38 protein-coding genes are annotated in these 24,521 nt (G+C 71.7%); 36 read left to right on the top strand and 2 right to left on the bottom strand.

The genetic code is table 11. The features are described 5' to 3' along the window. Positions 1–56 precede the first annotated feature (56 nt). The 21 genes from MRBLML1_RS12785 to terL all read left to right on the top strand — a co-directional run bounded on the left by MRBLML1_RS12785 (position 57) and on the right by terL (position 13,703). Positions 57–581 carry a RusA family crossover junction endodeoxyribonuclease gene (locus MRBLML1_RS12785; RefSeq protein ID WP_364516386.1) on the top strand — a complete coding sequence of 175 codons (525 nt, stop codon included), beginning with the start codon at positions 57–59 and terminating at the stop codon, positions 579–581. Then, positions 581–1,738, top strand: coding sequence for a hypothetical protein (locus MRBLML1_RS12780; protein WP_364516384.1), 1,158 nt, complete (start codon positions 581–583; stop codon positions 1,736–1,738). Before MRBLML1_RS12785 ends, MRBLML1_RS12780 begins: the two co-directional genes overlap by 1 nt. A 329-nt stretch (positions 1,739–2,067) precedes the next feature. Further along, positions 2,068–2,439, top strand: coding sequence for a hypothetical protein (locus tag MRBLML1_RS12775; protein WP_364516382.1), 372 nt, complete (start codon positions 2,068–2,070; stop codon positions 2,437–2,439). Continuing rightward, entirely contained in the window at positions 2,436–2,999 is a 564-nt protein-coding gene (locus MRBLML1_RS12770; RefSeq protein ID WP_364516380.1) for a hypothetical protein, read from the top strand. The genes MRBLML1_RS12775 and MRBLML1_RS12770 overlap by 4 nt, the downstream gene beginning before the upstream one ends. Next, positions 2,996–3,271, top strand: coding sequence for a hypothetical protein (locus MRBLML1_RS12765; protein WP_364516378.1), 276 nt, complete (start codon positions 2,996–2,998; stop codon positions 3,269–3,271). The genes MRBLML1_RS12770 and MRBLML1_RS12765 overlap by 4 nt, the downstream gene beginning before the upstream one ends. A 164-nt stretch (positions 3,272–3,435) precedes the next feature. Beyond that, positions 3,436–5,046 (top strand): DnaB-like helicase N-terminal domain-containing protein, encoded by a 1,611-nt coding sequence (locus MRBLML1_RS12760; RefSeq protein WP_364516376.1) that lies wholly within the window; start codon positions 3,436–3,438, stop codon positions 5,044–5,046. A gap of 283 nt (positions 5,047–5,329) precedes the next feature. Then, entirely contained in the window at positions 5,330–5,623 is a 294-nt protein-coding gene (locus MRBLML1_RS12755) for a hypothetical protein (RefSeq protein ID WP_364516374.1), read from the top strand. 2 nt (positions 5,624–5,625) lie between these two features. Next, complete coding sequence (locus MRBLML1_RS12750; RefSeq protein WP_364516372.1) at positions 5,626–5,937, top strand: hypothetical protein; 312 nt, start codon at positions 5,626–5,628, stop codon at positions 5,935–5,937. Between the two features lie 31 nt (positions 5,938–5,968). Then, on the top strand, positions 5,969–6,385 hold the full coding sequence (locus MRBLML1_RS12745; RefSeq protein WP_364516370.1) for a hypothetical protein: 417 nt from the start codon (positions 5,969–5,971) through the stop codon (positions 6,383–6,385). After that, positions 6,382–6,912 (top strand): hypothetical protein, encoded by a 531-nt coding sequence (locus tag MRBLML1_RS12740; protein WP_364516368.1) that lies wholly within the window; start codon positions 6,382–6,384, stop codon positions 6,910–6,912. The genes MRBLML1_RS12745 and MRBLML1_RS12740 overlap by 4 nt, the downstream gene beginning before the upstream one ends. Further along, positions 6,909–8,282: a hypothetical protein gene (locus tag MRBLML1_RS12735; RefSeq protein ID WP_364516366.1), complete on the top strand. Its 1,374-nt coding sequence runs from the start codon at positions 6,909–6,911 to the stop codon at positions 8,280–8,282. The genes MRBLML1_RS12740 and MRBLML1_RS12735 overlap by 4 nt, the downstream gene beginning before the upstream one ends. After that, positions 8,272–8,508: a hypothetical protein gene (locus tag MRBLML1_RS12730; protein ID WP_364516364.1), complete on the top strand. Its 237-nt coding sequence runs from the start codon at positions 8,272–8,274 to the stop codon at positions 8,506–8,508. The genes MRBLML1_RS12735 and MRBLML1_RS12730 overlap by 11 nt, the downstream gene beginning before the upstream one ends. Then, positions 8,501–8,773, top strand: a complete 273-nt coding sequence (locus tag MRBLML1_RS12725) for a hypothetical protein (protein WP_364516362.1) — start codon at positions 8,501–8,503, stop codon at positions 8,771–8,773. The genes MRBLML1_RS12730 and MRBLML1_RS12725 overlap by 8 nt, the downstream gene beginning before the upstream one ends. Then, positions 8,770–9,087: a hypothetical protein gene (locus tag MRBLML1_RS12720; protein ID WP_364516360.1), complete on the top strand. Its 318-nt coding sequence runs from the start codon at positions 8,770–8,772 to the stop codon at positions 9,085–9,087. Before MRBLML1_RS12725 ends, MRBLML1_RS12720 begins: the two co-directional genes overlap by 4 nt. Continuing rightward, positions 9,077–9,328, top strand: coding sequence for a hypothetical protein (locus tag MRBLML1_RS12715; protein WP_364516358.1), 252 nt, complete (start codon positions 9,077–9,079; stop codon positions 9,326–9,328). The genes MRBLML1_RS12720 and MRBLML1_RS12715 overlap by 11 nt, the downstream gene beginning before the upstream one ends. Next, entirely contained in the window at positions 9,325–9,969 is a 645-nt protein-coding gene (locus MRBLML1_RS12710; protein WP_364516356.1) for a hypothetical protein, read from the top strand. The genes MRBLML1_RS12715 and MRBLML1_RS12710 overlap by 4 nt, the downstream gene beginning before the upstream one ends. Further along, positions 9,969–10,325, top strand: a complete 357-nt coding sequence (locus MRBLML1_RS12705) for a hypothetical protein (protein WP_364516354.1) — start codon at positions 9,969–9,971, stop codon at positions 10,323–10,325. The genes MRBLML1_RS12710 and MRBLML1_RS12705 overlap by 1 nt, the downstream gene beginning before the upstream one ends. 13 nt (positions 10,326–10,338) lie before the next feature. After that, complete coding sequence (locus MRBLML1_RS12700; protein WP_364516352.1) at positions 10,339–11,118, top strand: DUF7341 domain-containing protein; 780 nt, start codon at positions 10,339–10,341, stop codon at positions 11,116–11,118. Then, entirely contained in the window at positions 11,115–11,423 is a 309-nt protein-coding gene (locus MRBLML1_RS12695; protein WP_364516350.1) for a DUF6221 family protein, read from the top strand. Before MRBLML1_RS12700 ends, MRBLML1_RS12695 begins: the two co-directional genes overlap by 4 nt. Before the next feature lie 85 nt (positions 11,424–11,508). After that, a complete protein-coding gene (locus tag MRBLML1_RS12690; protein ID WP_364516348.1) occupies positions 11,509–12,183 on the top strand; it encodes a hypothetical protein in 675 nt (224 codons plus the stop codon). 47 nt (positions 12,184–12,230) lie between these two features. After that, positions 12,231–13,703: a phage terminase large subunit gene (terL, locus tag MRBLML1_RS12685; RefSeq protein WP_364516346.1), complete on the top strand. Its 1,473-nt coding sequence runs from the start codon at positions 12,231–12,233 to the stop codon at positions 13,701–13,703. On the opposite strand, the gene MRBLML1_RS12680 is transcribed toward terL, so the two are convergent. Then, positions 13,697–13,885, bottom strand: a complete 189-nt coding sequence (locus MRBLML1_RS12680) for a hypothetical protein (RefSeq protein ID WP_364516344.1) — start codon at positions 13,883–13,885, stop codon at positions 13,697–13,699. The two genes, terL and MRBLML1_RS12680, sit on opposite strands and share 7 nt — an antisense overlap. Before the next feature lie 104 nt (positions 13,886–13,989). Here MRBLML1_RS12680 and MRBLML1_RS12675 point away from each other — a divergent pair, with 104 nt between their 5' ends. From MRBLML1_RS12675 to MRBLML1_RS12665, 3 genes are read left to right on the top strand one after another with little or no spacing between them, the layout of a single operon-like run. Next, a complete protein-coding gene (locus MRBLML1_RS12675; RefSeq protein ID WP_364516342.1) occupies positions 13,990–15,570 on the top strand; it encodes a hypothetical protein in 1,581 nt (526 codons plus the stop codon). Beyond that, on the top strand, positions 15,567–15,770 hold the full coding sequence (locus MRBLML1_RS12670; protein WP_364516340.1) for a hypothetical protein: 204 nt from the start codon (positions 15,567–15,569) through the stop codon (positions 15,768–15,770). The genes MRBLML1_RS12675 and MRBLML1_RS12670 overlap by 4 nt, the downstream gene beginning before the upstream one ends. 1 nt (position 15,771) lies before the next feature. Further along, entirely contained in the window at positions 15,772–17,352 is a 1,581-nt protein-coding gene (locus MRBLML1_RS12665; RefSeq protein ID WP_364516338.1) for a phage minor head protein, read from the top strand. A gap of 79 nt (positions 17,353–17,431) precedes the next feature. Here MRBLML1_RS12665 and MRBLML1_RS12660 read toward each other — a convergent pair whose 3' ends face one another. Next, positions 17,432–17,623 (bottom strand): hypothetical protein, encoded by a 192-nt coding sequence (locus tag MRBLML1_RS12660; protein WP_364516336.1) that lies wholly within the window; start codon positions 17,621–17,623, stop codon positions 17,432–17,434. A 45-nt stretch (positions 17,624–17,668) separates the two neighbouring features. Here MRBLML1_RS12660 and MRBLML1_RS12655 point away from each other — a divergent pair, with 45 nt between their 5' ends. From MRBLML1_RS12655 to MRBLML1_RS12600, 12 genes are all read left to right on the top strand, one after another. After that, on the top strand, positions 17,669–18,601 hold the full coding sequence (locus tag MRBLML1_RS12655; protein WP_364516334.1) for a hypothetical protein: 933 nt from the start codon (positions 17,669–17,671) through the stop codon (positions 18,599–18,601). Beyond that, the gene (locus tag MRBLML1_RS12650) at positions 18,508–18,951 is read left to right on the top strand and encodes a hypothetical protein (protein ID WP_364516332.1); all 444 of its coding nucleotides are present in this window, start codon (positions 18,508–18,510) and stop codon (positions 18,949–18,951) included. The genes MRBLML1_RS12655 and MRBLML1_RS12650 overlap by 94 nt, the downstream gene beginning before the upstream one ends. A gap of 2 nt (positions 18,952–18,953) precedes the next feature. Beyond that, on the top strand, positions 18,954–19,361 hold the full coding sequence (locus MRBLML1_RS12645; protein ID WP_364516330.1) for a DUF2190 family protein: 408 nt from the start codon (positions 18,954–18,956) through the stop codon (positions 19,359–19,361). Positions 19,362–19,377: 16 nt separating this feature from the next. Continuing rightward, positions 19,378–20,529 carry a hypothetical protein gene (locus MRBLML1_RS12640; protein ID WP_364516327.1) on the top strand — a complete coding sequence of 384 codons (1,152 nt, stop codon included), beginning with the start codon at positions 19,378–19,380 and terminating at the stop codon, positions 20,527–20,529. 81 nt (positions 20,530–20,610) lie between these two features. Continuing rightward, positions 20,611–20,985, top strand: a complete 375-nt coding sequence (locus MRBLML1_RS12635) for a hypothetical protein (protein ID WP_364516325.1) — start codon at positions 20,611–20,613, stop codon at positions 20,983–20,985. 2 nt (positions 20,986–20,987) lie between these two features. Next, on the top strand, positions 20,988–21,428 hold the full coding sequence (locus tag MRBLML1_RS12630) for a DUF6093 family protein (protein ID WP_364516323.1): 441 nt from the start codon (positions 20,988–20,990) through the stop codon (positions 21,426–21,428). A gap of 23 nt (positions 21,429–21,451) precedes the next feature. Then, positions 21,452–21,856, top strand: coding sequence for an HK97-gp10 family putative phage morphogenesis protein (locus MRBLML1_RS12625; protein WP_364516321.1), 405 nt, complete (start codon positions 21,452–21,454; stop codon positions 21,854–21,856). Then, the gene (locus MRBLML1_RS12620) at positions 21,853–22,332 is read left to right on the top strand and encodes a hypothetical protein (protein ID WP_364516319.1); all 480 of its coding nucleotides are present in this window, start codon (positions 21,853–21,855) and stop codon (positions 22,330–22,332) included. The genes MRBLML1_RS12625 and MRBLML1_RS12620 overlap by 4 nt, the downstream gene beginning before the upstream one ends. Positions 22,333–22,434: 102 nt before the next feature. After that, complete coding sequence (locus MRBLML1_RS12615; protein WP_364516317.1) at positions 22,435–22,815, top strand: hypothetical protein; 381 nt, start codon at positions 22,435–22,437, stop codon at positions 22,813–22,815. A 4-nt stretch (positions 22,816–22,819) separates the two neighbouring features. Continuing rightward, on the top strand, positions 22,820–23,335 hold the full coding sequence (locus tag MRBLML1_RS12610) for a hypothetical protein (protein ID WP_364516315.1): 516 nt from the start codon (positions 22,820–22,822) through the stop codon (positions 23,333–23,335). 115 nt (positions 23,336–23,450) lie between these two features. Next, the gene (locus MRBLML1_RS12605) at positions 23,451–24,071 is read left to right on the top strand and encodes a hypothetical protein (RefSeq protein WP_364516313.1); all 621 of its coding nucleotides are present in this window, start codon (positions 23,451–23,453) and stop codon (positions 24,069–24,071) included. A gap of 65 nt (positions 24,072–24,136) precedes the next feature. After that, positions 24,137–24,478: a hypothetical protein gene (locus MRBLML1_RS12600; protein ID WP_364516311.1), complete on the top strand. Its 342-nt coding sequence runs from the start codon at positions 24,137–24,139 to the stop codon at positions 24,476–24,478. Positions 24,479–24,521: the final 43 nt, after the last annotated feature.

Below are 24,521 nucleotides of genomic sequence, written 5' to 3'. Positions count from 1 at the left end.
GCCACCGCCCTGATCAACCGCCACCTCGACCGCACCACCAGAAAGGACCGCCGCTGATGCTCACGATCAACGTCACCGGGATCCCCGCCCCGCAAGGCTCCAAGCGCGGCTTCTACAACCCCGGCCTCGGCCGCGTCCAGATGGTCGAGTCCTCGAAGAAGGTCAAGCCCTGGCGCCAGGACGTCCAGGCCGGCGTCGCTGACACCCTCGCGCTCCTCGCCGACGGCACCATCACCAGCACCGCCAACATCCCGCTCACCGGGCCGCTCATCATCGCGATCACCTTCTACCTCCCCCGGCCCGGCTACCACTACGGGACCGGCAAGAACGCCGGCAACCTCAAGGCCAACGCCCCGTCGTACGTCGACAAGAAACCCGACGTCGACAAGCTCGTCCGCTCCACCCTCGACGGCCTCAAGGAGGCCGGCCTCTACCGCGACGACGCGCAGGTCGCGCAGATCACCGCCGTGAAGCGCTACGCCGACGCCGCGACCGGCGCACGCATCGCCGTCGCGCCCCTCACCGATGCCCCGGCGCCCGCTCCGTCCGCCGCCCCGGGCACCGAGGCGGTGCTCTTCTGATGGTCCAGGTCCTCGGCAACGCCACCACCGGCACCGTCTACAACGACGACACCACGAAGGTCGACCTCCCCCGTGACACCGCGACCACCCGACCGGCCCACCGCCGCTGGTGCGCCGACTGCAAGCGAACCGGCCGCGACCTCAACGACGACGACCGGTGCGAGCAGTGCGCTCGAGCCGCCATCACCCGCGCCGAGGGCGCTGCCCGCCGTGCCGCCGCCGAGCTGGCAGCCGCAGAGGCGAAGAAGGCCGCGAGGGCCACCACGAAGAAGCCGCCCGCGGAGGGTAACCAGGGCGAGCCCACGACGCGGAGTAGCGCACCGCGGGCGACATCGACCAGCAGCACCTCCCGCGGAGCACGGGATGCTGGTTCCTCCACACACCGGGAGAAGGACCTGCCGGCGGCACGGGAGACGCGCCCCGTCGCCGCCGGCAGCCCGCCCCGGCCTACCGCCGCGCAGAACCTCGACGCCCAGGTCGAGCACGCCGCCGGGCTCCTTCGCGCGACCGCCGACCACCCCCACCCCGGCGTCGGCGCAGCGCGGACGGTCGTGGTCGCCGCGCTCGAGGCGCTCCACCTCCTCAACGAGCTCACCCCGCGCGACCAGCCGGCAGCCGAGGCCCCGAAGCCTGCCCGCGCACCGCGAGCACCCAGGCGAGGTGGCGGCCCTCGCCGAATGGTGCTCCCCACGGACGACGTCATCGCCGCCTACCGCGCCGGGAAGACGCTGAGCGAGATCGCCGCCACCCACGGGTGCAGCTCCCCGACCATCGCCCGGCTGCTCGAGGAGCACGGCGTCGCCCGCCGCGGCGCCAAGGTCGCGCACACCACCGAGCTCATCGAGAAGGTGCGCCACCTCTACAACGACCAGCACTACACCCAGGTCGAGATCGCCACCCTCATCGGCCGATCGCCGAAGGTTGTGCAGAACCTGATGCAGAGCGCCGGCATCGAGCGTCGTGCGCCGAAGGCCCGGCAGGGCCGCGACAACGCGCTCGGCCTGAAGCAGCGCATCGCCGACCTCGGCGCCACACCCGCGGACGTCAAGCAGTGGGCCCTCACCGCCGGGCTCGTCGACCGGGTCCACCGCGGCCTTCCTGCCCGCGCGCTCGTCGAGCAGTACGCGGTCGCCCACCGGAAGGACGCCGTCGCGTGAGCCCCACCGACCCCCGACACGGCACCTACGCAGGTGGCCGAATCCACCGCGCCGACGACGAACCCGTCTGCACCCCCTGCCGCCGAGCAGAGGCACGCTACGAGCAGGAGCGACTCCTCGACGCCCTCGCGGGCCGGCCCCGTCGCCTCCACGCCATCGGCACCCAGCGACGCCTCCAGGCCCTCGTCGCCCTCGGGCACACCTTCACCCGCATCGCCGAAGCGCTCGACATGTCCCCCTCCGGGGCTCACCGGCTGGCTACCCGCCCCCGGTCCTACGTTCGCGCCACCACCGCCGCCAAGGTCGACGCGCTGTATGAGGCCTGGTCCATGTCTCTCCCCCCGAGCAACACCTCCACCGAGCGCAAGGCCGCGGCGTACGCCCGCGGCATCGCCCAGAAGCACTCGTGGCCGCCGCCGCTCGCGTGGGAGGGCATCGACATCGACGACCCCAACGCCGTCCCAGACCCCGGCGGCGTCGACGACGACATCGACCCCGTCGTCGTCCAGCGCATCCTCGCCGGCGACCCCACCCCCGCCCACGCTGCAACCCCCGCCGAACGACACCTCGTCGTCACCGCCTGGGAGACCACCGGCCGCCCCCTGCGCGCCCTCATCGACCTCACCGGCTGGAAGCCCGAGCGCTACCGCACACCCAGCAGCACCCACACCACCAACACCGAGGAGAACACAGCAGCATGACCACCACCGCCAAGATCGCCGCCAAGGGCACCAACAACACCGGCTTCACCGAGGACCTCGCCAAGCGCTGCCACGACTCCCTCGGCAAGAAGGTCCTCGCCGTCGTCGAGCTTGTCGCCGAGTCCCGCTCCGACAGCCGGAGCGGTGACGGAGGCGTCACCCTGTCCATCCTCACCCTCGAGCCCGCCCCCGACACCATGACCGAGAAGCACCTCCGCGAGCTCGCCCGCTCCTTCCACTACGAGCGCCAGCTCGCCAACGGCGAGCAGCCCACCCTGCCGCTCGCCGGCGAGAGCACCGAGCCCAACCTCGTCAACGTCCTCCGCGCCGGCGCCCAGCACGAGCCCCACCCGTTCATCTCCGCCGGCCTCGCCGTCAACGACAACCCGGTCTGCGACGTCTGCGGCAAGCACGAGGGCGCCGCCGTGCACGCCGACCGCACCGCGCTGAAGGACCCCTTCGCCGCGGCCGAGCCCGACGAGGACGAGCAGCACGACGAGGGCGACGACGAGGACCACGAGGCCGGGGACGACGAGCCGGACGAGGACGACGCAGCGTGAAGATCGAGATCCACCTCGAGCGCACCAACCCGGCCGCCGCGCGCGTCCACCTCGACGGCGTCGACATCACCAAGCACGTCCTCGCCGACGGCTTCGGCGTCACCCTCGCCCAGCCGGGCGACCAGGCCTGCGTCGCGATGAAGCTCCGGCCCAGCATCCTCGAGATCACCGAGCTGCTCCCCGACGGCGCTGAGTTCATCGTGCAGGCCCAGCCCGGCGACACGGCCCTGCCCCGGCCCGACGGCGACACCCCGCCGGCACCACCCGGCTGACAGACCACCTGGCCTGGGGTCAACGGGCGACACCGCGACCCGCGCCCGAAGGACGACCCACGACCCGGCGCCTTTCCCGGAGAGGCGTACCTGCCCCAGGCCAGGCACCACCCCCAGCACCACCCACCACGTCCACCCCGCAACCGGCAGGGAGCACCCAGCACGTGACCACCGACGGACCCACCCCCCGTCCGCCCCACCTCCACGCCGTCGCGCCCCACCAGCCCGACGAGCCGCCGTACGACCCTGCCTACGACAACCCCCGCGACACCCGCACCCCAGTCCAGAACAACGCCGCCGAACAAGCCCTCCTCGGCGCCCTCCTCACCGCCGGCACCCTCGCCCCCGACCTCCGCCCCCACCTCGCCGCCAACGACTTCTGGCGCCCCCACCACGGCACCATCTGGGACGCCATCCACACCGTCCACGACACCGGCACCACCCCCGACATGATCACCGTCGGCCAACACCTCCTCGCCACCGGCGAACTCCAGCGCATCGGCGGCCCCGGCTACCTCCAAGACCTCATGGCCGCCTGCCCCCACCCCGGCCAGGCCACCACCTACGCCGCCGCCGTCCGCAACGCCTCCCGACTCCGCGAAGTCCAGACCCTCGGCACCCGGTTCCACCAGCTCGCCACCACCGCCGCCGACGAGACCACCCTCACCCGCAACATCGAACAGGCCTACGAAGACCTCGAGCACGTCGTCACCCGCTGGGGACCCACCACCCCCGGCACCGCCACCGGCTTCGTCGACCTCACCTGGCTCAACGGCGGCACCCCACCCGTCATCGACCCACCCACCATCTGCCGCCACGCCGACGGCCACGGCCTCTTCTACCCCGGCAAGGTCAACGGCATCTTCGGCGACCCCGAGGGCGGCAAAACATGGCTCGCCCAAGCCGCGATCGTCGAACAGCTCGCCGCCGACGGGACCGCAGCCATCCTCGACGTCGACCACAACGGAGCCGACGCCACCGCCGCCCGCCTACTCCTCCTCGGCGCCCGCCTCGACGTCCTCGCGGACCCCACCCGATTCCGCTACTACCAACCCGACGACCCCGCCGAGCTCCGCGCCGCCATCGACGACATCGTCAGCCACACCCCCACCGTCGTACTCATCGACTCCATCGGCGAAGCGATCCCGATGTACGGCGCCAACACCAACGACGGCGACGAGATCACCAACGCCATGCGGTTCCTCTGCACCCGCCCCGCCGACGCCGGCTCCTGCGTCATCACCATCGACCACCTCCCCAAGTCCGCCGAGGCCCGCACCACCGGGTACGCCATCGGCTCCATCGCCAAGAAGCGGATGATCCGCGGCTCGTACCTCCGCGCCGAAGCCCGCGTCCAACCCGCCCCCGGACAGATCGGCTACGTCACCCTCCGCATCGAGAAAGACACCGCCGGCCAGCTCCGCCGCGCCGCCGGCGGCGGGTACGCCGGCACCCTCATCCTCGACTCCACCGAGTCCGAGACCCACGGCATCACCCGATGGGCCGTCGAGACCCAGCAGGCACCCAAGAACGACGACGGGACCTTCCGCCCCACCCGGCAGATGGAAGCGATCTCCCGCTACGTCGAGGACAACGACCAGTGCACCCAGCGCGACATCGAGACCGACGTCGCCGGCAAGTCCTCGATCATCCGGGCCGCGCTCAAGCTCCTCGTCCACGAGGGCTTCATCTCCACCCTCCCCGGGCCCCGCGGCGCCCGACTCCACCACTCCATCGCCCTGTACCGAGAGGCCGAAGATGACCACGCCCAGTAACCCCACCAACACCCCCGACAACACCACCCACGACTGCGTCCCCGACTGCGTCCCCGACTGCGTCCCGGACACCGCCAGGGCACCCGCGAGTCGAGTGCGTCCCCCGTCCCCCTCCACTACGTGGGGGGACGCACTCAGCGAGCCCTCCGCACTGCGTCCCCACGACCGCGTCCCCGACCCCGACACGTGGACCCTCGACGAGGTCCTCGAACCCCATGATCTGAGCGCCCTCGCTGAGACCCCATGGTCGGAGGTGATGGCGGCGATTCGTCGCCGTCATCAGGTGCTCCCGGGTCGTGGTGCGAGCGAGGACCTTGCCGCGTTGCTCGCGGCGTACGACGCCCTGGTCGAGCAGCTCGCTGAGGTGCAGGCGAACCGGGATCGGCTGGCGCACCAGGTTGTCCAGCAGCGCGCCGAGCTGGCGGACCTGCACAGCCGGATCGGGTGCGTGCTCGAGGCGACGTCCATGGACCGGCCGTACGACACCCGGCTCGCGGCGATCCGCCGGATGTGCGACCTCACGACGAACGGCTTCACGCCGGCCAGCACCACCTCACCCACCACCGAAGGAGCCTGACCATGTCCGAGTCCCCCGAGACCACCACCCCCGAGACCAGCACGGCCCCGGCCGGCCCGGTGCTGCCCGACCCGATCTGTGTCCTCGGGTACACCAGCGGGCAGGTCGAGCAGATCGTGACCGAGCAGCTGGGCCCCGACAAGATGCACCTGTTCCAGGACTGGATGCGGGGGCAGACCGGCGGGTTCTGCGACGGCAGCGTGCCGAGCGACCCGGACGCCCCGGAGACGTCGCCGCCGTGCGGGCCGCACGGTGTCGTGACCTACGAGCCCGACATGCGCCGGTTCGTCGAGAGCGGTGCCGGCCGTGGGTGACCCGACCGTCGTACCCAGGTTGCCCCGCCCCGTGCCCGGGCTCACCCAGCAGCAGGCCCAGACCAGCGCGGGCGGTGACCGGCTCGCCGGGATCCGGAGCCGGCACGAGGCCGGTCGTCGTGCCGGGCAGGGCCGGCGTGCTGAGCTCGGCCGGCGCTACGTCGACGACGTCGGGTTCCTCCTCGACGTGATCGACCAGGCCGCGGTGCTGGTGCGTCGTGTGGAGGGGGTGCGGGACTTCGCGCTCGCCGAGGCCGGGCAGGCCGCTGCCGCGGTCGACCAGCTGGAGCAGCAGCTCGCGGAGGCGGAGGCCAAGGTCGAGCGGCTGCGGGCGGGGCTCAGGCGGCTGATGCGCGCCGGATCGCTCGACTTTCACAACGGCGAGATCACGCTGGGTCTGAGTCTGCCCGAACTCCTCGCTCTGCTGGCGGGTGGTGAAGGCCGATGAGCGCCCCTGAGCCGACCGACCTGCTGGCCGCGTTGCAGCGCTCGGTCGACGCGGCCAAGGCCGACGCACGCCAGCGCGAGGAGCCCCAGGCGGCCGAGTGCGCGCCCACCACCCCGCCCACCGAAGGAGCAACGATGCATGAGACCACCACGCTGGCGACCAAGTACGGCCACGAGATCGAGCCGCACCCGTGCGAGGGCGAGACCGCCCCACTCGGCCGGCTCGTGCGCTACCACTACGCCCAGGCGATCGCGTGGCACCGCGCGTTCGCCGAGACCATCACGGGCGCCAGCCAAGCCGAGCGCGGGCAGATCGACTTCACGCTGGCCCAGTACCTCGGCCACGCCCAGCTCGCGTTCCTTCACGACGCGCTGCACCAGGGGCTCGCCAGCCAGGAGGCGGCCGACTGGGCGAGCGTGCGCAACCACTCCGAGTCGGCCGAGCTGGTCTGGGAGCGCGCCGTGCACTACGGCATCAACCCCGACGAGATCCGGGCCTACGAGACCCGACGCAAGGCCGACCGATGAGCAGCCTGCACGCCGCCCTGACCGCGCTGGCCGCCGAACATCGGGCTGGAGCGAATCCTGCGCCGTACACCTCCGAGCGTGCCCTGATCGAGCGCGTGGAGCACCTCCTGGCCGAGCACGCGCCCACCGACCTGCCCGAGGCCACCACAGCCGATGCGGGGGCGGAGGCACCGACTCCGCTCACCGGCAGCGAGTCGTACCCGGCCGACCGTTGCCCTGAGCACGGGCCCAAGTGCAGCGGGGAGACCTGTTGCTGCCTGGACAAGCACCGCGCCACCTCCGCCGCTGGGAGCAGCCCGGAGCACGCGCCCACCTCGGAGCCGACCCTGACCGAGGACGAGGTCCTCGACGTGGCGACGGCGATCTACGCCAACAACGACCGTGCGCCGTGGCTCGCGACCGTTGACGGGTCGGCGAACTCGGCCTCGTGGGACTACGCCGGGCGTGCCCAGCCGGTGATCGAGCGCATCGTCCGCGACCGGCTCGCCGCTGTGGAGGCCGAGCGGGACCGTGCTCGCCGGTTCCACTCGGAGGAGTACCAGAGCCGCTGCGATCTGCAAGACGGGGTCGCCGCCCTCCGGCAGCAGGTGGACGACCTCCAGCACCAGCTCACCACCGCCGCGGGTGGTGCCGCTGTCGGTGCGCTCCGGGAGGCCGAGAACGCTACGCTGCGGCAGCAGGTGGACGACCTGAGGGCGCGCCTCTCCCACGTGGGCCGCGTGGCTACCGAGCGCCTAGCCCGCGCCGAGGCCGCCGAGCAGACCGTGGCCGCACAGGCCCAGGTGATCAAGCGGGTTCGGGCGCTGCCCCAGCGGATCCTAATCGCGGTCGACCCGCTGGGCTCTGGCGCTGAGGTCCGCATGGCGTGCGTCGCTCTCCTCCGCGCCGCCCTCGACGCCGCTCCCACCCCGCCCGCCGATGCTCGGCGCTACGACTGCCCCGACTGCGACTGGAGTCATGTGGCGCACCCGGAGTACGGCTGGCAGGGCCACGACGACCGGGCTGTCGAGGTGCATCGACAGCGGTTCTGCCCCATGCCCCGCTACGGAACGTGCAACCACGAGTGCAACGGCTGCCCGACCTGCGACCCGGGGCTCGCTCCCACTCCGCCCGCCGAGACCGAGGCAATCGAGGACCTCGTCGAGCGGTCGTCTCTCGGCACTCCCGAAGCCACGGCGCTGCGAACCACGGTGACCGACGAGCGCGCTGCTCGCGTCGTGGCTCGGGCGAAGGAACTGGCCGCCGAGGCTGAGGGCATCACGGACGGCTACAAGGTCACGCTCGACCGCGCCACGGGGCGCATCGAGGTCACCCAGCACCCCGCCCCGCCCACCACCGACGCCGAGGAGGCGCGTACCGATGACCAGTGAGACCACGCCCTGGATCGTGCGGGCCGACGGAACGATCGCGGTGCGCGCGACCGGCGAGGACATCGGCCACGTCTACCGGACCGACTACGGCTGGGACGCTCGGCTCGACGCCGGCCAGCGCTCGTACATGCACGCGACCCGGGCGCAGGCGCTGGAGAGCATCTGGCTCCTCCTCCCCGCCGACCTGCCTGTCCCGACCACGGGCGAGGAGGAGCGCGATGCCTGAGCGACCGCCCCACGTCGACCTCGCCAACCTGCACGCCTACGTCGTGCCGGTCAGCCCGAAGATGCTCGGCGAGACGTTGGCCGTGGCCCAGTGGGCGCTCAACGAGTTGGAGCGCGAGCGTCCCGGCTACAACGCCGGCGGCACGATCGCCACCCACCAGGCGCGTGTCCAGCTGCTGCTCGACGAGATCGCCCGGATGCGTCCGACGGGGCCGGACGGAAAGCACGACGACCGACACACCGCCGTCTGTGGGTGCCGCCGATGACCACCGAGCACGATCCCGCCCTGGTCGACCTCGCTGCGGCAGCCGTGCACAGGTCGAGCACCGAGCACGGGTACGACGTCCGGGGAGCGTGCGTCTGCGGCTTCGTCTACCCGACCCCCAGCGCTCGGTTCTTGCACGAGTACGAGCAGGCCGCCCGCGCGGTGCTGGATGACGTCGCGCCCGTGGTCCGGGAGGCGGCTCTGAACGAGGCGGCCGGGACGTTCCCCGGGCTGAGCGCGCTGAACACGAGCGTGCCGACCTGGCTCCGAGACCTGGCCGAGCAGCAGCGAGAGGCGGCCGGCGATGGGCGCTGAGGAGACCTTCGTCCGGATCGACTTCCACACGTCGGCGTACACCGACAACCTCGTCCGCGCCGCGGCCGCGATCGAGGCGCTGGCCCCCCGCCTCCAGACCTTCTTCGACCGCCACCCCTCGCTGCTCCACCCCCACCGGCGCCACGCCATCGAGGACCCCTGGCGGTCGAAGATGCACGCCGCCTACGACCGCCGCCGCCGAGCACGCCGCCGTGCCAACCGCAGGAGCCGCCGCCGATGACCAAGAAGAAGCCCACCCCCGACCGCCCGCCGTGCGACCGCTGCGGCGAAGTCCACACCAAGTGCACCGCCCACAACCGCGCCAACAAGCCCTGCGGCCGGTACCCCGTCCCCGGCCTCACCGTCTGCTACCGCCACGGCGGCGGCAGCACCATGGCCCGCGAGGCCGGCGCCCGCAAGGAAGCCGACCGGAAGGCCCAGGAGCAGATCAACAAGCTCTGGCCCGGCCTCGCCCACCAGACCCCCATCACCGACCCCGTCGACCTCCTCGCCCGCACCGCCGCCGCGCTCGAGCAGATGACCGAGACCGTCGGGGACCGGATCAACCAGAACAAGACCTCGGTCGGGGCGGGGAAGGACATGACCCAGATGCGGGCCGAGGTCGTGCTCCTCGACCGGCTCCTCGACAAGCTACTGAAGGCGAGCGAGGGCATGGCCCGCCTCGGCATCGCGGAGCGGCACGTCGAGCTGGAGCGCGCCCGCGCCGAGCTGGTCACCTCGGCGTTCCGGGCAGCGCTCGTGGTGCTCTCGGAGCGGGTGACCCTGTTGCCGGCGGATCGGGACCTGGTGCTGCGGGAGTTCCTCGACCGGCTCAGCCCGGGCTCGGCGAGTACGACGGCTGCCGGCGAGGTGATGGCGTGATGCGCGGAGCCTGGTACGTCGACGAGACCCACCTCACCGTCCTGAGCCACCTGCCGGAGCGGGTCCGTCTCGCGCTGTGCGAGTGGATCGAGTTCCACGGCGGCAACCCAGCCGAGATCCCGATGTGCAGCACCATCCGCCGCCTCGTCGACCAGTGCGCCGTCGAGGTCACCGTGATGGTCCGCAACGACGACGGCCGGGTCGTGCTCGAGGACGGCGGGCCCGCCACCCGCACCGTGCTCCTGCAGGGCGAGACACCGCCGCTGCCCTGGCCAGCGATCCTCACCCCCGCCACCGTCCCGCCGCCACCCGCACGGCGCCCACCGCTGCCCGACCCCGTCGTCCCGACCACCTGACCGAGGAGCACCCGTGACCGACCCGCACCGCCAGGGCATGCAGCTGGTGGACTACATCCACGACCTCATCGACACCCACACCCACGTCGAGCTCTACACCGTCCGCGAGCACGGCGGCTGGGTCCCCCGACGCCACGCCACCAAGGCGCCCGCCCTCCTCGACCAGCTCTGGGCCGGCGACATCCCCTCCTCGACAGCCGAAGAAGGCCCCCGCGCCGGGTACTCCTCGAAGCCCGCCGCCCGGCTCGACGCCCTCGACACCGCCGTCCGCATCGACCTCGAGGTCGCCGCCTGGATCACCGACCTCGGCGAGACCCCACCGCTCGACGGCAAGGCTGCGCTCCGCCTCCTCCACAGCCTCGTCCCGTCAGCAGAGGCGCCGGCCCGGCGCGCGATCACCGCCGACGTACGACGCTGGTGGATCCGCGCCCGCGTCGTCACCGGCTGGGACTCCCCCGCCTGGGTCCCCGACAACACCTGCCCCCAGTGCGGCGAACGCGGCACCCTCCGCGTCCGGCTCGCCGACCACGTCGCGGCGTGCACCGACGACACCTGCCGCGCGACGTGGGACGAGTCGACGATCGGGCTGCTGGCCGACCACATCCGCTCCGAGTCGGAGGCCGAGAAGCAGCCAAAGGCCGGCCCGGGCCCGTGCTGGTGCCCGGTCCCGAAGCCCGTCGTACCGGACCTGTCGAGGTTGTGCCCGCGGTGCGGGTCGGCGCGGTGCCGGCACGCGCTCGGCGCCAGGTTGCTCGACACGATCCGGGCAGATCGGGAGAGGATGGGGGCATGACGCTCGTCGAGTTCTTGCTGGCCCAGATCGCGGAGGACGAGGAGGACCTCGAAGAGGAGGACGTGTCCGGCCACTGCGACTACCTCGTTGGCAGGCACTACGACAACGAGCGAGTCCGGGCTGAGTGCGAGGCCAAGCGGCGGATCGTCAATCGGCACCGCAACTGCGGCACCGGCTACGGGTACTGCGACGACGGCGGCCACGGCTGGGACGACGAAGACGGCCCCGGCTGCGGTGATCTCGCCGATCTCGCCTCGGTGTACGCCGACCGGCCGGGGTACGACCCGGCGTGGCGCACCGCTTGACACACGGGTCACACGTGCCTCAACATCAGCACTGGCGGGTGAAGTGTCTCCAGACACTCCCCGCCATCGGCATCCCAGGAGCGTAATGAAGGACTGGTCGACGAGGCGGCGCGCCGCCACGGTCAGCGCGCTGTCGCTCCTCGTAATGGCCTCTACCTCGCTGCTCGGCTGGTGGTGGGCGGGTTCACCACGGGCGGACCTGGCGCAGTGGTTCGCTGCTGCTGCGACCGCGGCGACGCTGGTTGCTGCGATCGTGGCCGCGATGTTCGCTGCGGGAGCCTTCTCACTGGAGACGGCCCGCGAAGAGCGATACAGGGAGGATCAACGACGGCATCAAGCCGAGCGGATCGCGAGCTGGGTGTCGCTCGGACCGCTGGAGTACGGCATGAAGCACGTGACCTCCACGGTCACGCTCCACGTGCGGAATGCGACTGACCTCCCGGTGTACGAAGTTCGCGTTGACATTCTGCTAGTCATCCGGATTGGCGGCACGGTGCTCACCCACGACGACTTCCGCATCTTCCCGGTCGTTCCCCCGGGGCCGGTCACCACGGAGAAGCGGCAGTCGATGAGTATCCGCATGCCAGATATCGTCTTGAATGCCTCGACCGATGAACGTCGCAGCTTGATCGAAGACTCGACTGACGAGGTCCTGGTATCGCTCTCGTTCCGCGACACCGGCAACCGATGGTGGCGCCGGACGCCGACGGGGGTTCTCGAGGGACCGTTCGGCACCAAGGAAGGGCTCGGCCCTAGGTAGCGACGGTTCGGATCGGGGGCGATCTTGTGTCTGGCGCTCCTGACCTGATGATCGAAATGATCCGCACCCAGCTCGCCCCCGAGCTCCGCCGCCGCCCCTGGGCCACCCCCGGCGAGATGGCCCAAGCCCTCGACCGCACCACCGTCCAGACCCCCGCACTCGACGTCATCGACGAGCACCTCGTCAAGGTCCGCGACGGCGAGTGCGAGCGGCTCATCATCAACATGCCCCCGCAGGAGGGGAAGTCCCAGCGCACGTCGCGACGGTTCCCGCTGTGGATGCTCCACGGCAACCCCAACCTCCGCATCGGCATCGTGTCCTACGGCCACGACGTCGCCCGCCGCTTCGGCCGCGCGATCCGCGACGACCTCCGCGAGCACCCCGAGCTCGGCCTCCAGCTCTCCCAGTCCTCCCAGCGCCAAGACGAGTTCGAGCTCCTCGGCTACACCGGCGGCGTCGTTTGCGTCGGCATCGGCGGGTCGCTGACCTCCCGGCCGATCGACCTGCTGATCATCGACGACCCGTACAAGGACGCCAAGCAGGCCGACTCGAAGGCCTGGAAGCAGACCGTCGAGGACTTCTGGCGCGAGGTCGCGCTCCCCCGCCTCGCCCCGGGCGCGCCCGTGGTGCTGATCCAGACCCGGTGGCGCGAGGACGACATCGCCGGCTGGCTGCAGCGCGAGTTCCCCGACGAGTGGACCGTCGTCAACCTCGGCGCGCTCGCCGACCACGACCCCGCGAAAGGCGAGACCGACGTCCTGGGTCGCGCGCCGGGCGAGTACATGGAGTCGGCCCGGCGTCGTACGACGCGGGACTGGGAGAAGAAGCAGCGCGAGGTCGGGTCCCGGGCGTGGAACGCGCTCTACCAGGGCCGGCCCGCGCCGGCCGAGGGCACGATCTTCAAGCGGACCTGGTGGCAGCGCTACGACCAGCCGCTGTGGATCGAGCGCGAGGACGGCTCCCGCATCGTCACCGGCTTCGATGACCTCCTCATCAGCTGGGACATGACCTTCAAGAAGACCGAGGGCACCGACTTCGTCTCCGGGCAGGTCTGGGGCCGCCGCGGCGCCGACGCCTACCTGCTCGACAGGGTCCACGGCCGGATGGACTTCGTCGAGACCCTCGCCGCGTTCCGGGCGCTCGCCGCCCGGTGGCCGCAGGCGGTGCTGAAGCTGGTCGAGGACAAGGCGAACGGGCCCGCCGCGATCGCGATGCTCGGCCGCACCGTGCCCGGGATCGTCCCGGTCGAGCCCGACGGCGGGAAGGAAGTCCGCGCCGCGGCGGTCTCGCCGCTGGTGGAGTCCCGGAACGTGTGGTTGCCGTCCAGCGAGCTCGCGCCGTGGTCGGACGCCGTGATCGAGGAGGCCGCGGGGTTCCCGACCGCCGCGCACGACGACGACGTCGACGCTCTCACCCAGGCCCTGAACCGGTTGGTGCTGCAGCCCATCTACGCCGGGCAGGTAGTGACCGGAGAAGACCTCGATCCCGAGCTCGAGGGCTACTCCATCACGCCCTACTGAGCCGTCTCGGCGTTCTCCACCGTCGCGGAGTGCCACTGCTTGGGGGCGTACACCGCGATGGTCCGCTTCTGGGCGTTGCGCACGTGCAGGTGCTCGTTGTGCACGTCGAAATTGGTGGCCTCCGCGTGGACCACCGACTGGGCTCCGCTGGACTGCGGCGGGATGTGGACCGTCACGCTCATGGAGCGTCTCCTTCCTGTTCGGCGCTGCCGATCAGCGCCATGTCTGGCGACCGTACAACTGCCCCCCGACTCAACTCCGTGATCGACCAGAGAGGCAGGTAGACATGCCTGACTGGCCCACGGGATCACGCTCGACCGACATCAGCTCTCAGGTCTCCGCCGTGCTCTCGGAGAACGCGCTCCTGCAGGAGCGGCTCGCCGACCTCGAGCTTGCCGCCGAGGACGCCGGCTGGGAGAACGCCGCGACCCGGCTCCAGCAGGAGTTCTCCCGCAAGGGCCTCGACAACGTCGTCCGCAACTGCCGCCTCATGGCCGTCGCGTCCCCGCTCATCAAGCGCGGCATCCAGCTCCGCACCGGCTACGTCTGGGGCCAGGGCGTCACCCTCCAGGCCCGCGCCGCCGGCGAGGACGTCAAGCAGGACGTCAACGCCGTCGTGCAGCAGTGGTGGGACGACGATTCCAACCAGACCGCCCTCACCGGCTCCCAGGCACAGGAGGAGCTCGAGCGGGCTCTCGGCACCGACGGGCAGATCTTCATCGCCTGCTTCACCGACCAGCTCACCGGCCGCGTGCAGCACCGCTCGACGCCGCTGGAGGAGATCCGCGACGTCGTGAACAACCCCGACGACCGTGACGACCCGTGGTTCTACCTGCGGGAGTACTCCGCGCAGGCCGAGAAGCCGTTCCGGTCCGCCGCCGGCGCGATGACGCTGCGGTTCCGCCCGGTCACTGTCCGGGTCGCGCACCCCGCGCTCGGCTACTGGCCCGCCAGCCGGCCGAAGAGCATCAACGTCGAGGGCACCCAGTACGAGGTCCGCTGGGACCAGCCGATCCTCCACGTCCCCGTGAACCGCCTCGACGGCTGGACCTGGGGCGTCCCCGACGTCTACGCCTCCCTGCCCTGGGCCCGCGCCTACGAGGGCTTCCTCACTGACTGGGCGCGCCTGGTGAAGGCCCTGTCGAAGTTCGCGTGGAAGCTCACAGGCGACCGGGCGACCAAGGTCCGCGGCGCTGCGGCCGCGCTCAATGCCGCGCTGCCCGCCGGCGTCCCGCCGCTTGGCGGTAGCGACGCCGGCCAGGTGGCCGCCATGGGGCCCGGGGCGAACCTCGAAGCGATCCCGAAGTCCGGCGCCACCATCGACAGCGAGTCGGGCCGCCCGCTCGCCGCGATGGTCGCCGCCGGCCTCGGCCTCCCGGTCACCGCGCTCCTGGCCGACCCCGGCACCACGGGAGCCCGCGCCGTCGCGGAGACCCTGGAGCAGCCGACGGTGCTGGAGATGGGGATGCGTCGCCAGCTCTGGGCGACGGTGCTGCTCCGGCTCGCGGCGTACGCCATCGACCAGGCGGTGAAGGCCCCACGCGGACCGCTGCGCGGCACCGTGCAGCAGGTCGGGAACCGGCAGGTCATCACGCTGGCCGACGAGGTCGAGCGCACCGTAGTCGCCGAGTTCCCCGACCTCAACGAGATGGACCCGGTGAAGCTCATCGAGGCCATCGTGAACGCCGACTCCACCGGCGTCCTTCCCGGTGAGGAGACCCTGCGGCTGCTGCTCGCCGCGCTGCGGGTGAAGGACGCCGACGAGGTCATCGCCGCGATGCTCGACGAGCAGGGCAACTTCGTCGACCCGCGCATCGCTGCCGCGGCCGCCGCGATCGCACGGCAGCGCAACCAGCCGGCGGCGTGACCATGGCTCGCCACGTCACCGTCCACGTCGTCGTCGAGCCGATCGAGACCACCGGCGGCCACTGGTGCACCCGCTGTCTCCTCCCGTCGGGGTGGCTGTCGTGGGTCACCCTGCGGTGCGCCGACCGGATGCACCTGCAGCTCCGCGCATGGTGCGACGAGTGCGGCGCCCGGGACACCGTCGTACCGAACGGCCGCTGACGTGACCACGGGGACCCCCGAGGCACCCGACCCGTACGCCGTCGAGATCGCCCTCGCCGCCGCGCTCGCCGAGATCACCGACGCCCAGGACGCCGAGATCACCCAGGCCTGGGCCACCGCCTGGGCAGAGGTCTCCGCCGACCTCCTCGACATCCTCACCGTGATCCTCACCGACGTCGGGCGGGTCAACGCCACCGCCGTCGTCCGCTACGAGCGCCTCGCCCGCGTCCTCGGTGGGATCGCCGACCGGCTCGACGACCTCGCCGGCCAGCTCCAGATCCGCGTCACCAACGACCTCGCCGACGTCCTCGACCACGCCCAGGTCGGCACCCGCGAGCTGATCGCCGCGCAGCGCCTCGCCCGCAACGTCCCCGGCCGGGAGGTCCCAACCCCGGCACTCGAGGCGATCGTGCGTCGTACGACGCAGCAGGTCACCTCGACCGCCCTCCCGCTGGCCGACGAGACCTACGCGACGATCCTCGGCGAGCTCACCCGCGGCGTCGCCGCCGGCGACAACCCCAAGGCCACCGCGACCCGGATGCTCCGCCGCGCCGAGGACCTCCACAACTTCGGCGCCGCCCGGGCGGTCAACATCGCCCGCACCGAGACCCTCGACGCCTACCGCGAGGGCTCCCGGGCCGCGCAGGACGTGCACGCCGACCTCCTCGCCGGGTGGGCCTGGGTCGCGCACCTCGGGTCCCGGACATGCCGGTCGTGCCTGGCGATGCACGGCCAGGTCTTCGGGCTCGAGGTCCCCGGCCCCGACGACCACCAGCAGGGCCGCTGCTCCCGGGTCCCGGTCGTCCGGGAGGCCGACGGCAGCGTCGACCTGTCCTGGATCCCCTCGGCGGCCGACCACTTCGACCAGCTGCCCGAGGCCGACCAGCGCGCCATCCTCGGCCGCCGCGGCTACGACGCCTGGGTCGCCGGGGACTTCCCGATCGAGGCGTGGACGAAGACCCGGCACACCGACGGGTGGCGCGACTCCCAGGTGCCCGCCTCCCCGGCCGACACCAGCGATGGCGGGAACGGCGGCGGTGCACCCGACGTGCCCGGCCAACTCGACGACGACCCGTCGTCGTACCGCGACGCCGCACTCGCCCGGTTCGGGCCCGCCCCGGCCGACGCCGAGCCGTGGGAGACCCGGGAGTACTGGGCGCGCCGGCAGGGTGCGCTGCCCGTCGACCTCGGCGGCGACGTGCTGAAGCCCCACGAGGTCGAGTTCGTCGAGCGGTTCCTCGACGCCGGCGAGCAGCTGGAGTGGATCCCGAAGGCGCCGTCCGCCCCGACCAACGACTTCCTGTGGTCCAGCCGCGACGGCCGGCCGGTCGAGCTGAAGAGCACGAAGCCCCGCGCCGCGACCATCCACGGCCGCCTGGTCGACGCGATGAGCCGCGCGGCCCGCCAGAACGTCGTGAAGGACCGGTTCATCATCGACCTCGGGTACGACGACCTGCCCGCCGGCGTGCTCGACCAGCTGGTCGCCGACCTGGCCGGGTTCAACGTCGACCGGCGCAAGTACCTGCTCGCCGGGCTGTGGCTGTTCGTCGGCAACGAGCTGCACGACGTACCGCTGGCCTGAGAACGGCCCGGAACGAACGTAGGGCCCCGTCCCCCCGTGGTACGGAGGCGGGCCCTACACGCTCCAGAATAGCACCGGATCAGCCCGACGGCGGTGTGCTCTTCCGGCCGCCCGGCCGGGCCACGTACCGCAGCGCCCCGCACCCCGGCCGCGCGCACTGCTCCTCCGTCTCCGCCCCGCGCTTCAGCGACAGGTGGATCCCCTTCGCCGCCCAGACGTGCTCCAGCCCAGCGGTGCACGGCTGGGCTTCGTCGTCTCCGGGCGAAGTCACCCGGCCACGCTACCCGCCGATCACCCCGCCCATGGAGGTCCCGCCATGCCCAAGCCGCTCCAGGAGCGCGCCCGCCTCATCGAGGACGCCACTACCCCGACCGGCCACCGCCTCGTGCAGCTCATCTCGCCCGGTTGGGGCTCGTCCGGCTACTACTCCGCCCAGGTCCTCGAGCAGGCCGTTGCCGACCAGCTCTTTCCCGCCGGTCTGCACATGTACGCCGACCACGACCCCGAGGCCGCGAGTGCCGGCCGGTCGGTGAAGGACCTCGTGTCGGTCACCGTCTCCGAGGGCCAGATCGCCACCGACGACCAGATCGCCGCGGGCGCCGACATCGGCGCCGTCGTCGCGGAGATCCGCGTCGCCGCACCGTACCGCGACCTCATCGACGACGTCGGCTCCGACATCGGAGTCTCGATCTGGGGCGACGCGACCGACATCGTGCTCGGCGAGGCCGAGGGCCGCCGCGGCAAGATCGTCGAGGGCCTCGCCCACGTCGAGTCGGTCGACTGGGTCACCCGCGCCGGCCGCGGCGGGAAGGTCCTCTCCCTGCTGGAGTCCGCCCGCGCCGAGCACCGCGCGAAGGGCCGCGGTCTCACCGAGGCCACCGTCAACGACACCCGCGACGGCCTCAACGTCGCGCTGAAGGACGCCTACGCGGACGACAAGACCTGGGTCTGGGTCCGCGACTTCGACGACACCACCGTCTGGTTCGACATCGACACCGACGGCGAGGGCAACGGCGTCTTCGCGCAGGGCTACACCCAGAGCTCCGACGGCCTCGTCGAGCTCACTGGCGACCGCACCGAGGTGCGGGTCGTCACCAATACGTCCCGGCCACCCGGCCGGACGGCAAGGAAACCGAGGAGTCCGAGGAGGACACCATGCCCAAGATCCAGATCGAGGAGTCGGCCCACACCGACCTCGTCGAGAAGGCCGGCCGGGTGGACGCTCTCGTCAGCGAGAACGCCAGCCTGAAGGCCGAGAACGACACCCTCAAGGAGGCCGACGCCGCCCGCGCGCGCACCGACCGCGCGCGCGAGCTCGTCGCCGAGCGCGCCCAGGCCGCCGGCGACGTGGCCTTCGACGCGCTGCAGGTCCGCGGACTCATCGCGGACCTGCCCGTCGCGGAGTCCGGCGACCTCGACGAGACGGCGTTCAGCGCGTCGGTCGACGCGCAGATCACCGCCATCAAGGAGGCCCGGGCCGCCGGCAACACCGGCCAGGTCGTCGGCTTCGGCGGCACGCCCGGCACCGGCGTCACGGAGTCGCAGCCCCGCACCACCAGCCCGTGGGGCCGCAGCCTCACCGAGAGCAAGGGAGCCTGATCATGGCCACCAACGAGATCTTCCGCAGCGGCACGAAGCTGTCGCTGCCCGTCCCGTCCGGGCGCAAGTCCGGCGACCCGGTGCGGATCGGCGGCCTGAACGGCGTCCTGCAGACGAACCGGGCCAAGACCGACGTCGTGAACTACAACGACGACGGCACCGTCAACGCGTCGTACGACTTCGGCGGCGGCAACCCGAACGGCTACGCCTCGGTGTGGCTCGAGGGCGTGCACGACCTCCCCGTCACCACGACCACGACCCGGGCGATCGGCGACCCGATCTACATCATCACCGCCACCAACGTCCTCACCACGACCGACAACTCCGGGGCCAACCCGCTGTTCGGGCACGCGGTCGAGGCGAAGACCAGCACCGACGGCGACGTGATCCGCATCCGGATCACCAACTGAGAACGAGGACACCGACATGACCAACGACATCCAGGTCCTCCACGGCAACGCCGCCGTCGAGGCTGCCTCCGACGCCGACTTCCCCGGCTCCACGAACCCGCGCAACTACCGCGTGTCCGAGGCGCTGATGGACAAGGCGATGACCCTGCTCGACAACGCCTTCCGCGGCAAGTGGGGCGCGGACAAGGCGCTCGCCGAGGCGTTCTCGACCAGCGACTTCACCCTCGCCGCGTTCGCCGCCATCGACACCGAGATGCAGCGCCAGTTCGACGACCTGCCCTCGACGTGGCGGCAGTACACCGACACCACCACCGTCAGCGACTTCCGCCCCAAGCGGTTGCTCGACAAGTGGCGGAACACGATCGGGTTCGAGCAGGTCCCCGAGCTGACCGAGTACCCGGCCGAGGACGCCCGTGGCAAGGACGTCAACGAGATCGCCGTGGCCAAGTTCGGTCGTCGCTACGCCATCTCGTGGGAGGCGTGGATCAACAGCGAGGCCATCCAGGAGTTCGAGGACCTCCCGGGCGTCATCGCCCGCCAGGCCAACGAGACCGAGGCCATCAACGCCGTGTCGAACCTGATCGCTGCCAACCGCAGCGGCGTCAACACCAACTTCTTCAAGGCCGGCAACAACAACGCCCCCACGGCGCTGCCGCTGACCCTGGACAACCTCGACTCGGTGCTCGACATCATGGCCGCCCGGAAGTCGGCCATCTCTGGCCGGATGGTCGCCGCTCCCCCGCTGCAGGTCGTCGTGCCGCAGACGCTGAAGCGGACCATCGAGCGGATCCTCGCGGTCCGCACGATCAAGAAGACCGAGACGTCGGGCGGTAGCTCCACCGAGTTCGAGTTCGACAACTACGTCGGCGTCGACTACGTCGTCGACCCGATGCTCGACTACTGGAACACCGGCTCGAAGGCGGCGACGACCTGGTTCGTGCTCCCGAAGCCGAAGACCACGCGCCCCGCCGTGTGGGCGGCGTTCCTCCGCGGTCACGAGCAGCCCGACATCCGGGTCAAGAGCGCCGGCAGCCAGCGGGTCGGCGGCGGGGACATCTCCCCGCTCGCGGGCTCCTTCGAGATCGACGACATCCAGTACCGCGGGCGTCACATCGTCGGTCACCAGACCGGCGACCCGACGTTCACGTACGCCTCCAACGGTTCCTGACCGGACGTCGTACCCGCCGCGGGCGGCCGGGCCCACCACAGCCTGGCCGCTCGCGGTTCCACCAACCGAGAGGGGCCCAGGATGACGATCAACTTCTCCACCCCGGTCGGGCAGGTCCGGCTCCTGATCAACGACGTCGACGAGGGCGCCCAGGTGTTCTCCGACGACGAGCTGAACGCCTTCCTCTCGCTCGAGCGGGGCAATGCCAAGCGCGCCGCCGCGCAGGCCATCGACGCCCAGGCCACCAACGAGGCGCTCGCGCTGAAGGTGCTGAAGGACCACCAGGTCACCACCGACGGCGCGAAGCTCGCGGACGCCATGCGCCGCCACGCCGACTCGCTCCGCAAGCAGGCCCGCGAGGACGAAGACGACGCGGACGACGGCTTCTACTTCGGCGTCGTCGACATCGTCGGTGGCAACCGCCGCCGCCCCGAGCTGACTGAGGGCGGTTGGTAGCGGTGCCCCGCCCCGTCGGCCGCGGCCGCCCCGGCACTCCGGTGTTCCCGCCCAGCTGGGCCGGGACCGTCGCCGCCGTGCTCGACGGCACCCACGACTCCACCGTCACCATCGCGCCGTCCGGCGGTGCGCCGGCCTGGTCCGAGGTCGACGGGCGGATGGTCACCCCGACCGCCGACCCGGTGTACGACGGGCCCGCCACGATTCGCCCGGGCAGCGAGACCGACGGCGCCACCGAGCGCGACGCCGGCGAGGAGCAGGTCTCCGTCGCCGTGTACGAGGTCGCGCTCCCCCACGCCACCGTCGGGATCGTCGCTGGCCACGTCGTCACGGTCACCACCTCTCCTGACGCCCGGCTCACCACCCGCACCCTGACCGTGCTCCACGTCGAGGGCGGGGACCGGCACGCCACCCGGCTCATCCGGGCCGCCCTGAACGACTGACCCCACGGAAGGGGGCGAGCACCGTGATCACCATCGACCTCACGCAGGTCCGCCACCTCGCCGCCGACCTCCGCGCGGTCGAGCACCGCGTCGTGCCGGCCGTCGAGGCCGAGGTCGCCCGTGGCGCCCACCGCGTCGAGGGCCTCGCCAAGGTCAACGCCCCGGTCGAGTTCGGGAACCTGCGCAACTCCATCAGCACCGACATCGACGGCCTGTCGTACGAGGTCGGCCCTGAGGCCAACTACGGCGGCTTCGTCGAGCAGGGCACGAGCGGGCCCTACCCCATCGACAATGCGTTCGGGTGGGGCATCACCGTCTGGCACCCCGGGAACAGCCCCCAGCCGTACATGGGCCCGGCGTTCGACCGGGACCTCCCCCGCACCGAGCGTGGGATCCTCCGTGCAGCCGCAGACCGGACCCTCGGATGAGCAAGATCCGCCGCCTGGTGCTGTTCCTGGCCGCTGCCGACGCGCTCGGCGCGCTGCCCGGCACCGGGCCCACCGTGACGATCTACCGCGGCGAGATCCCCGACCCGACCACGGTCCCCCTCTTGCCCGGCCCGGGCGGCGCCCCGGACCCGTCCGGGCGGATCGCGCCGTACCTCGTGCTGGACGGCGGCGTGGGCAACCCCTTCGTCGAGCCCGACGTCGCCGACACCGCCGACGAGCTGGACTGGACCCTCCACGCCCTCTGCGTGGCCGGGCATGTCGAGGACTGTTACCACCTCGTCGACCGGGTCCACGCGCGGCTGTTCCGCGCCGAGCTGACCCACGACGACGTCGTGGTCGGCCGCCTCGCACCACCACCGGGGTACGACCCCGGCCCGCCGCGGCGCATCGACACCGTGAAGCCCGTCCGGTTCGAGGTCCCGCTGCAGTACCGCCTCGTCGCGACCGCCGACTGACGTCGGCCCTTCTCTCCCGACCCGCCGCCGGCTCGTCGGGCGTTCCGTGCCGCCGGCGCGGGCACAACGACCGACCGTCCACCTGCCCCTGAGGAGGCCGTCATGACCGACGGATTCGTCGAGGTCTACGCCAAGTCCACCGGCGCCAAGCAGTCCGTGCCCGAGCACTGGCTGTCGCACCCGGTCCTCGGCCGCGACTTCTCCAAGACCCCGCTGACCAAGGCCATCGAGACCCGCGCCGCCGGCACCGTCACTCCCGGCCGCGGGGAGCCCAGCGACGCCTGGACCCGCGAGCAGCTCGACCTGCACGCCGCCGGGCTCAACGTCGACAGCACCGACCTGCCGAACAAGGCCGCGGTGCTCGACGCGATCACGGAGGCCACCGAGGCCGCCGCCCAGGCCGCCCTCGCGGGCGACCCCACCGACCCGGACACCACCGCGGCGTCCGGCCAGACCCCGGCCGCCGGGGAGAACAAGGAGTAACACGATGCCCCGTTCGCTCGCCGACGGCCACGAGAAGATCGCCGTCCTCACCACCAAGCCGGACGACCCGGCCAACCCCACCATCGAGGAGCTGACCGCGGGCATCGACGCCGCGTGCGCGATCCTCGCGAGCGGCTGGACCTTCAGCCCGAACGACTCCGAGTCCTTCTCGGAGCCCGCGGTCTGCGAGGAGCTCGGCGCCGAGGCCTTCGGTCGCTCCAACGGCCAGTTCTCGGCCACGGTGTTCCGCTACTTCGCCAGCGCGACCCCCGGCCAGGCCGACGCCACCGCCGACACCCTCTTCGCCGCGCTCAAGGCCAAGGGCACCACGGTGTGGGTCTACGCCCGCGAGACCGCCAAGAAGTCGACCGAGCCGTGGGCCGAGGACGACGAGATCCGGTACGGCGCCGAGGTCCTGACCGACCGCCCGCAGAAGGCCGACGCCGGCGGGTTCATCAAGCGCGTGATCCCCGGCAAGGTCCAGCGGGACTGGACCGACATCGCCGTCGCCGCGGCCTGAGCTGGAACCAGCCCTCCCGATCGGGGTGGCGGGCGTCGCGAGGGTCGCCCGCCACCCCACCCAGCAGCACCACGCCCTCGCACCCCTCGCACACCCTCGCACCCAGGAGACCACCATGAGCACCACCCCCGAAGAGATCGCCGCCGGCTTCACCGCGGAGTCCGTCATCAACGAGATGCTCGACCTCGACGACCTACTCGCCAGCGAGGTACGCCGCGCCGAGAAGCTGTTCCCGCTCTACACCAAGCCGCACCTCGAGGCCGAGATCGACGTGCTGCAGGTGGAGCTGGAGAGCGTCACTGACGGCTCCGCCGCAGTGCCCGCCGACGACGAGGCCGCGGTTGGCGACGACACCCCCCACGACGGCCGCAGCGCCGAGGTCATCGCCCGGGAGATCCAGGCCAAGCGGCAGGAGTACGCCGCCTCCCGCAGGATGATCAGGCTCCGCCAACTCACCTCGGAGGACTGGCTGGCCTTCGAGCAGGACTGGAAGAAGACGCTCGACAAGGGCGCCCCGTACCCGCCGGAGATGTGGGACGCCGTCATCGCCGCCTCGGCGGTGGCGCCGGAGATGCCCGTCGACAAGGTCAGGGCCCTCCGGAAGAAGCTGGGCAACCCGCCGCTCTACGAGCTCGCCATGGAGGCATGGAAGCTCAACACCGAGGGTGGCATCAGCGTCCCTTTCTCGCGACTCTCCTCGCACGTCCTTCGGCCCAAGCCGCACGCCGGGAGCTAGCGCTCGCACTCGACCTGGGTGTCTCGCCGTCGGCTCTGCGTGGCCGACCTGCGACCACGGTCCTGGTGTACGGCGACGTCGACGGTGTCCAGCGCGTCGTACGCCAGGTCACCGAGTCGCCCTGGACCGAGGAGGACCGGGCGCTGCTGCTCGCCTACCAGCTCTACCTCGACTCGTTGTGCTCTGGGTGCGGTGAACCGAGGCACCTTGCTCACCACCCCGACAACGACGGGTGGTACGGGACGGACGCTGACCCAGTCGTGTGTCACGGGTGCACCGCGTTAGCGAAGGCCGATGCCAAGGAGCCGGACAAGGTCGAGCCGGTGAAGATGCACCGGGTCGTGCACGACCGGGACTACGGCGAGCACCCGCTCCCGATACTCACGCTCGACGACGTCACCGCCTAGCCGGCCCGCGCCACCCAGCCCCGGCCGGTTGTCGTACGACGCA

This window comes from Nocardioides sp. LML1-1-1.1 (assembly GCF_040676175.1).
Taxonomy (GTDB): Bacteria; Actinomycetota; Actinomycetes; order Propionibacteriales; family Nocardioidaceae; genus Nocardioides.
The sequence above is the reverse complement of the archived record's forward strand: the minus strand, read 5'-3'. Positions and strand labels throughout refer to the sequence as shown.

Coding starts and splice junctions, on each gene's coding strand:
- MRBLML1_RS12680 (WP_364516344.1), bottom strand. CDS start 13,885: ATGAGCGTGACGGTCCACATCCCGCCGCAGTCCAGCGGAGCCCAGTCG.
- MRBLML1_RS12730 (WP_364516364.1), top strand. CDS start 8,272: ATGACCAGTGAGACCACGCCCTGGATCGTGCGGGCCGACGGAACGATC.
- MRBLML1_RS12645 (WP_364516330.1), top strand. CDS start 18,954: ATGGCCACCAACGAGATCTTCCGCAGCGGCACGAAGCTGTCGCTGCCC.
- MRBLML1_RS12715 (WP_364516358.1), top strand. CDS start 9,077: ATGGGCGCTGAGGAGACCTTCGTCCGGATCGACTTCCACACGTCGGCG.
- MRBLML1_RS12690 (WP_364516348.1), top strand. CDS start 11,509: ATGAAGGACTGGTCGACGAGGCGGCGCGCCGCCACGGTCAGCGCGCTG.
- MRBLML1_RS12615 (WP_364516317.1), top strand. CDS start 22,435: ATGACCGACGGATTCGTCGAGGTCTACGCCAAGTCCACCGGCGCCAAG.
- MRBLML1_RS12750 (WP_364516372.1), top strand. CDS start 5,626: ATGTCCGAGTCCCCCGAGACCACCACCCCCGAGACCAGCACGGCCCCG.
- MRBLML1_RS12605 (WP_364516313.1), top strand. CDS start 23,451: ATGAGCACCACCCCCGAAGAGATCGCCGCCGGCTTCACCGCGGAGTCC.
- MRBLML1_RS12720 (WP_364516360.1), top strand. CDS start 8,770: ATGACCACCGAGCACGATCCCGCCCTGGTCGACCTCGCTGCGGCAGCC.
- MRBLML1_RS12705 (WP_364516354.1), top strand. CDS start 9,969: ATGCGCGGAGCCTGGTACGTCGACGAGACCCACCTCACCGTCCTGAGC.
- MRBLML1_RS12735 (WP_364516366.1), top strand. CDS start 6,909: ATGAGCAGCCTGCACGCCGCCCTGACCGCGCTGGCCGCCGAACATCGG.
- MRBLML1_RS12640 (WP_364516327.1), top strand. CDS start 19,378: ATGACCAACGACATCCAGGTCCTCCACGGCAACGCCGCCGTCGAGGCT.
- MRBLML1_RS12675 (WP_364516342.1), top strand. CDS start 13,990: ATGCCTGACTGGCCCACGGGATCACGCTCGACCGACATCAGCTCTCAG.
- MRBLML1_RS12780 (WP_364516384.1), top strand. CDS start 581: ATGGTCCAGGTCCTCGGCAACGCCACCACCGGCACCGTCTACAACGAC.
- MRBLML1_RS12695 (WP_364516350.1), top strand. CDS start 11,115: ATGACGCTCGTCGAGTTCTTGCTGGCCCAGATCGCGGAGGACGAGGAG.
- MRBLML1_RS12740 (WP_364516368.1), top strand. CDS start 6,382: ATGAGCGCCCCTGAGCCGACCGACCTGCTGGCCGCGTTGCAGCGCTCG.
- MRBLML1_RS12775 (WP_364516382.1), top strand. CDS start 2,068: ATGTCTCTCCCCCCGAGCAACACCTCCACCGAGCGCAAGGCCGCGGCG.
- MRBLML1_RS12635 (WP_364516325.1), top strand. CDS start 20,611: ATGACGATCAACTTCTCCACCCCGGTCGGGCAGGTCCGGCTCCTGATC.
- MRBLML1_RS12655 (WP_364516334.1), top strand. CDS start 17,669: ATGCCCAAGCCGCTCCAGGAGCGCGCCCGCCTCATCGAGGACGCCACT.
- MRBLML1_RS12725 (WP_364516362.1), top strand. CDS start 8,501: ATGCCTGAGCGACCGCCCCACGTCGACCTCGCCAACCTGCACGCCTAC.
- MRBLML1_RS12710 (WP_364516356.1), top strand. CDS start 9,325: ATGACCAAGAAGAAGCCCACCCCCGACCGCCCGCCGTGCGACCGCTGC.
- terL (WP_364516346.1), top strand. CDS start 12,231: ATGATCGAAATGATCCGCACCCAGCTCGCCCCCGAGCTCCGCCGCCGC.
- MRBLML1_RS12620 (WP_364516319.1), top strand. CDS start 21,853: ATGAGCAAGATCCGCCGCCTGGTGCTGTTCCTGGCCGCTGCCGACGCG.
- MRBLML1_RS12770 (WP_364516380.1), top strand. CDS start 2,436: ATGACCACCACCGCCAAGATCGCCGCCAAGGGCACCAACAACACCGGC.
- MRBLML1_RS12650 (WP_364516332.1), top strand. CDS start 18,508: ATGCCCAAGATCCAGATCGAGGAGTCGGCCCACACCGACCTCGTCGAG.
- MRBLML1_RS12785 (WP_364516386.1), top strand. CDS start 57: ATGCTCACGATCAACGTCACCGGGATCCCCGCCCCGCAAGGCTCCAAG.
- MRBLML1_RS12610 (WP_364516315.1), top strand. CDS start 22,820: ATGCCCCGTTCGCTCGCCGACGGCCACGAGAAGATCGCCGTCCTCACC.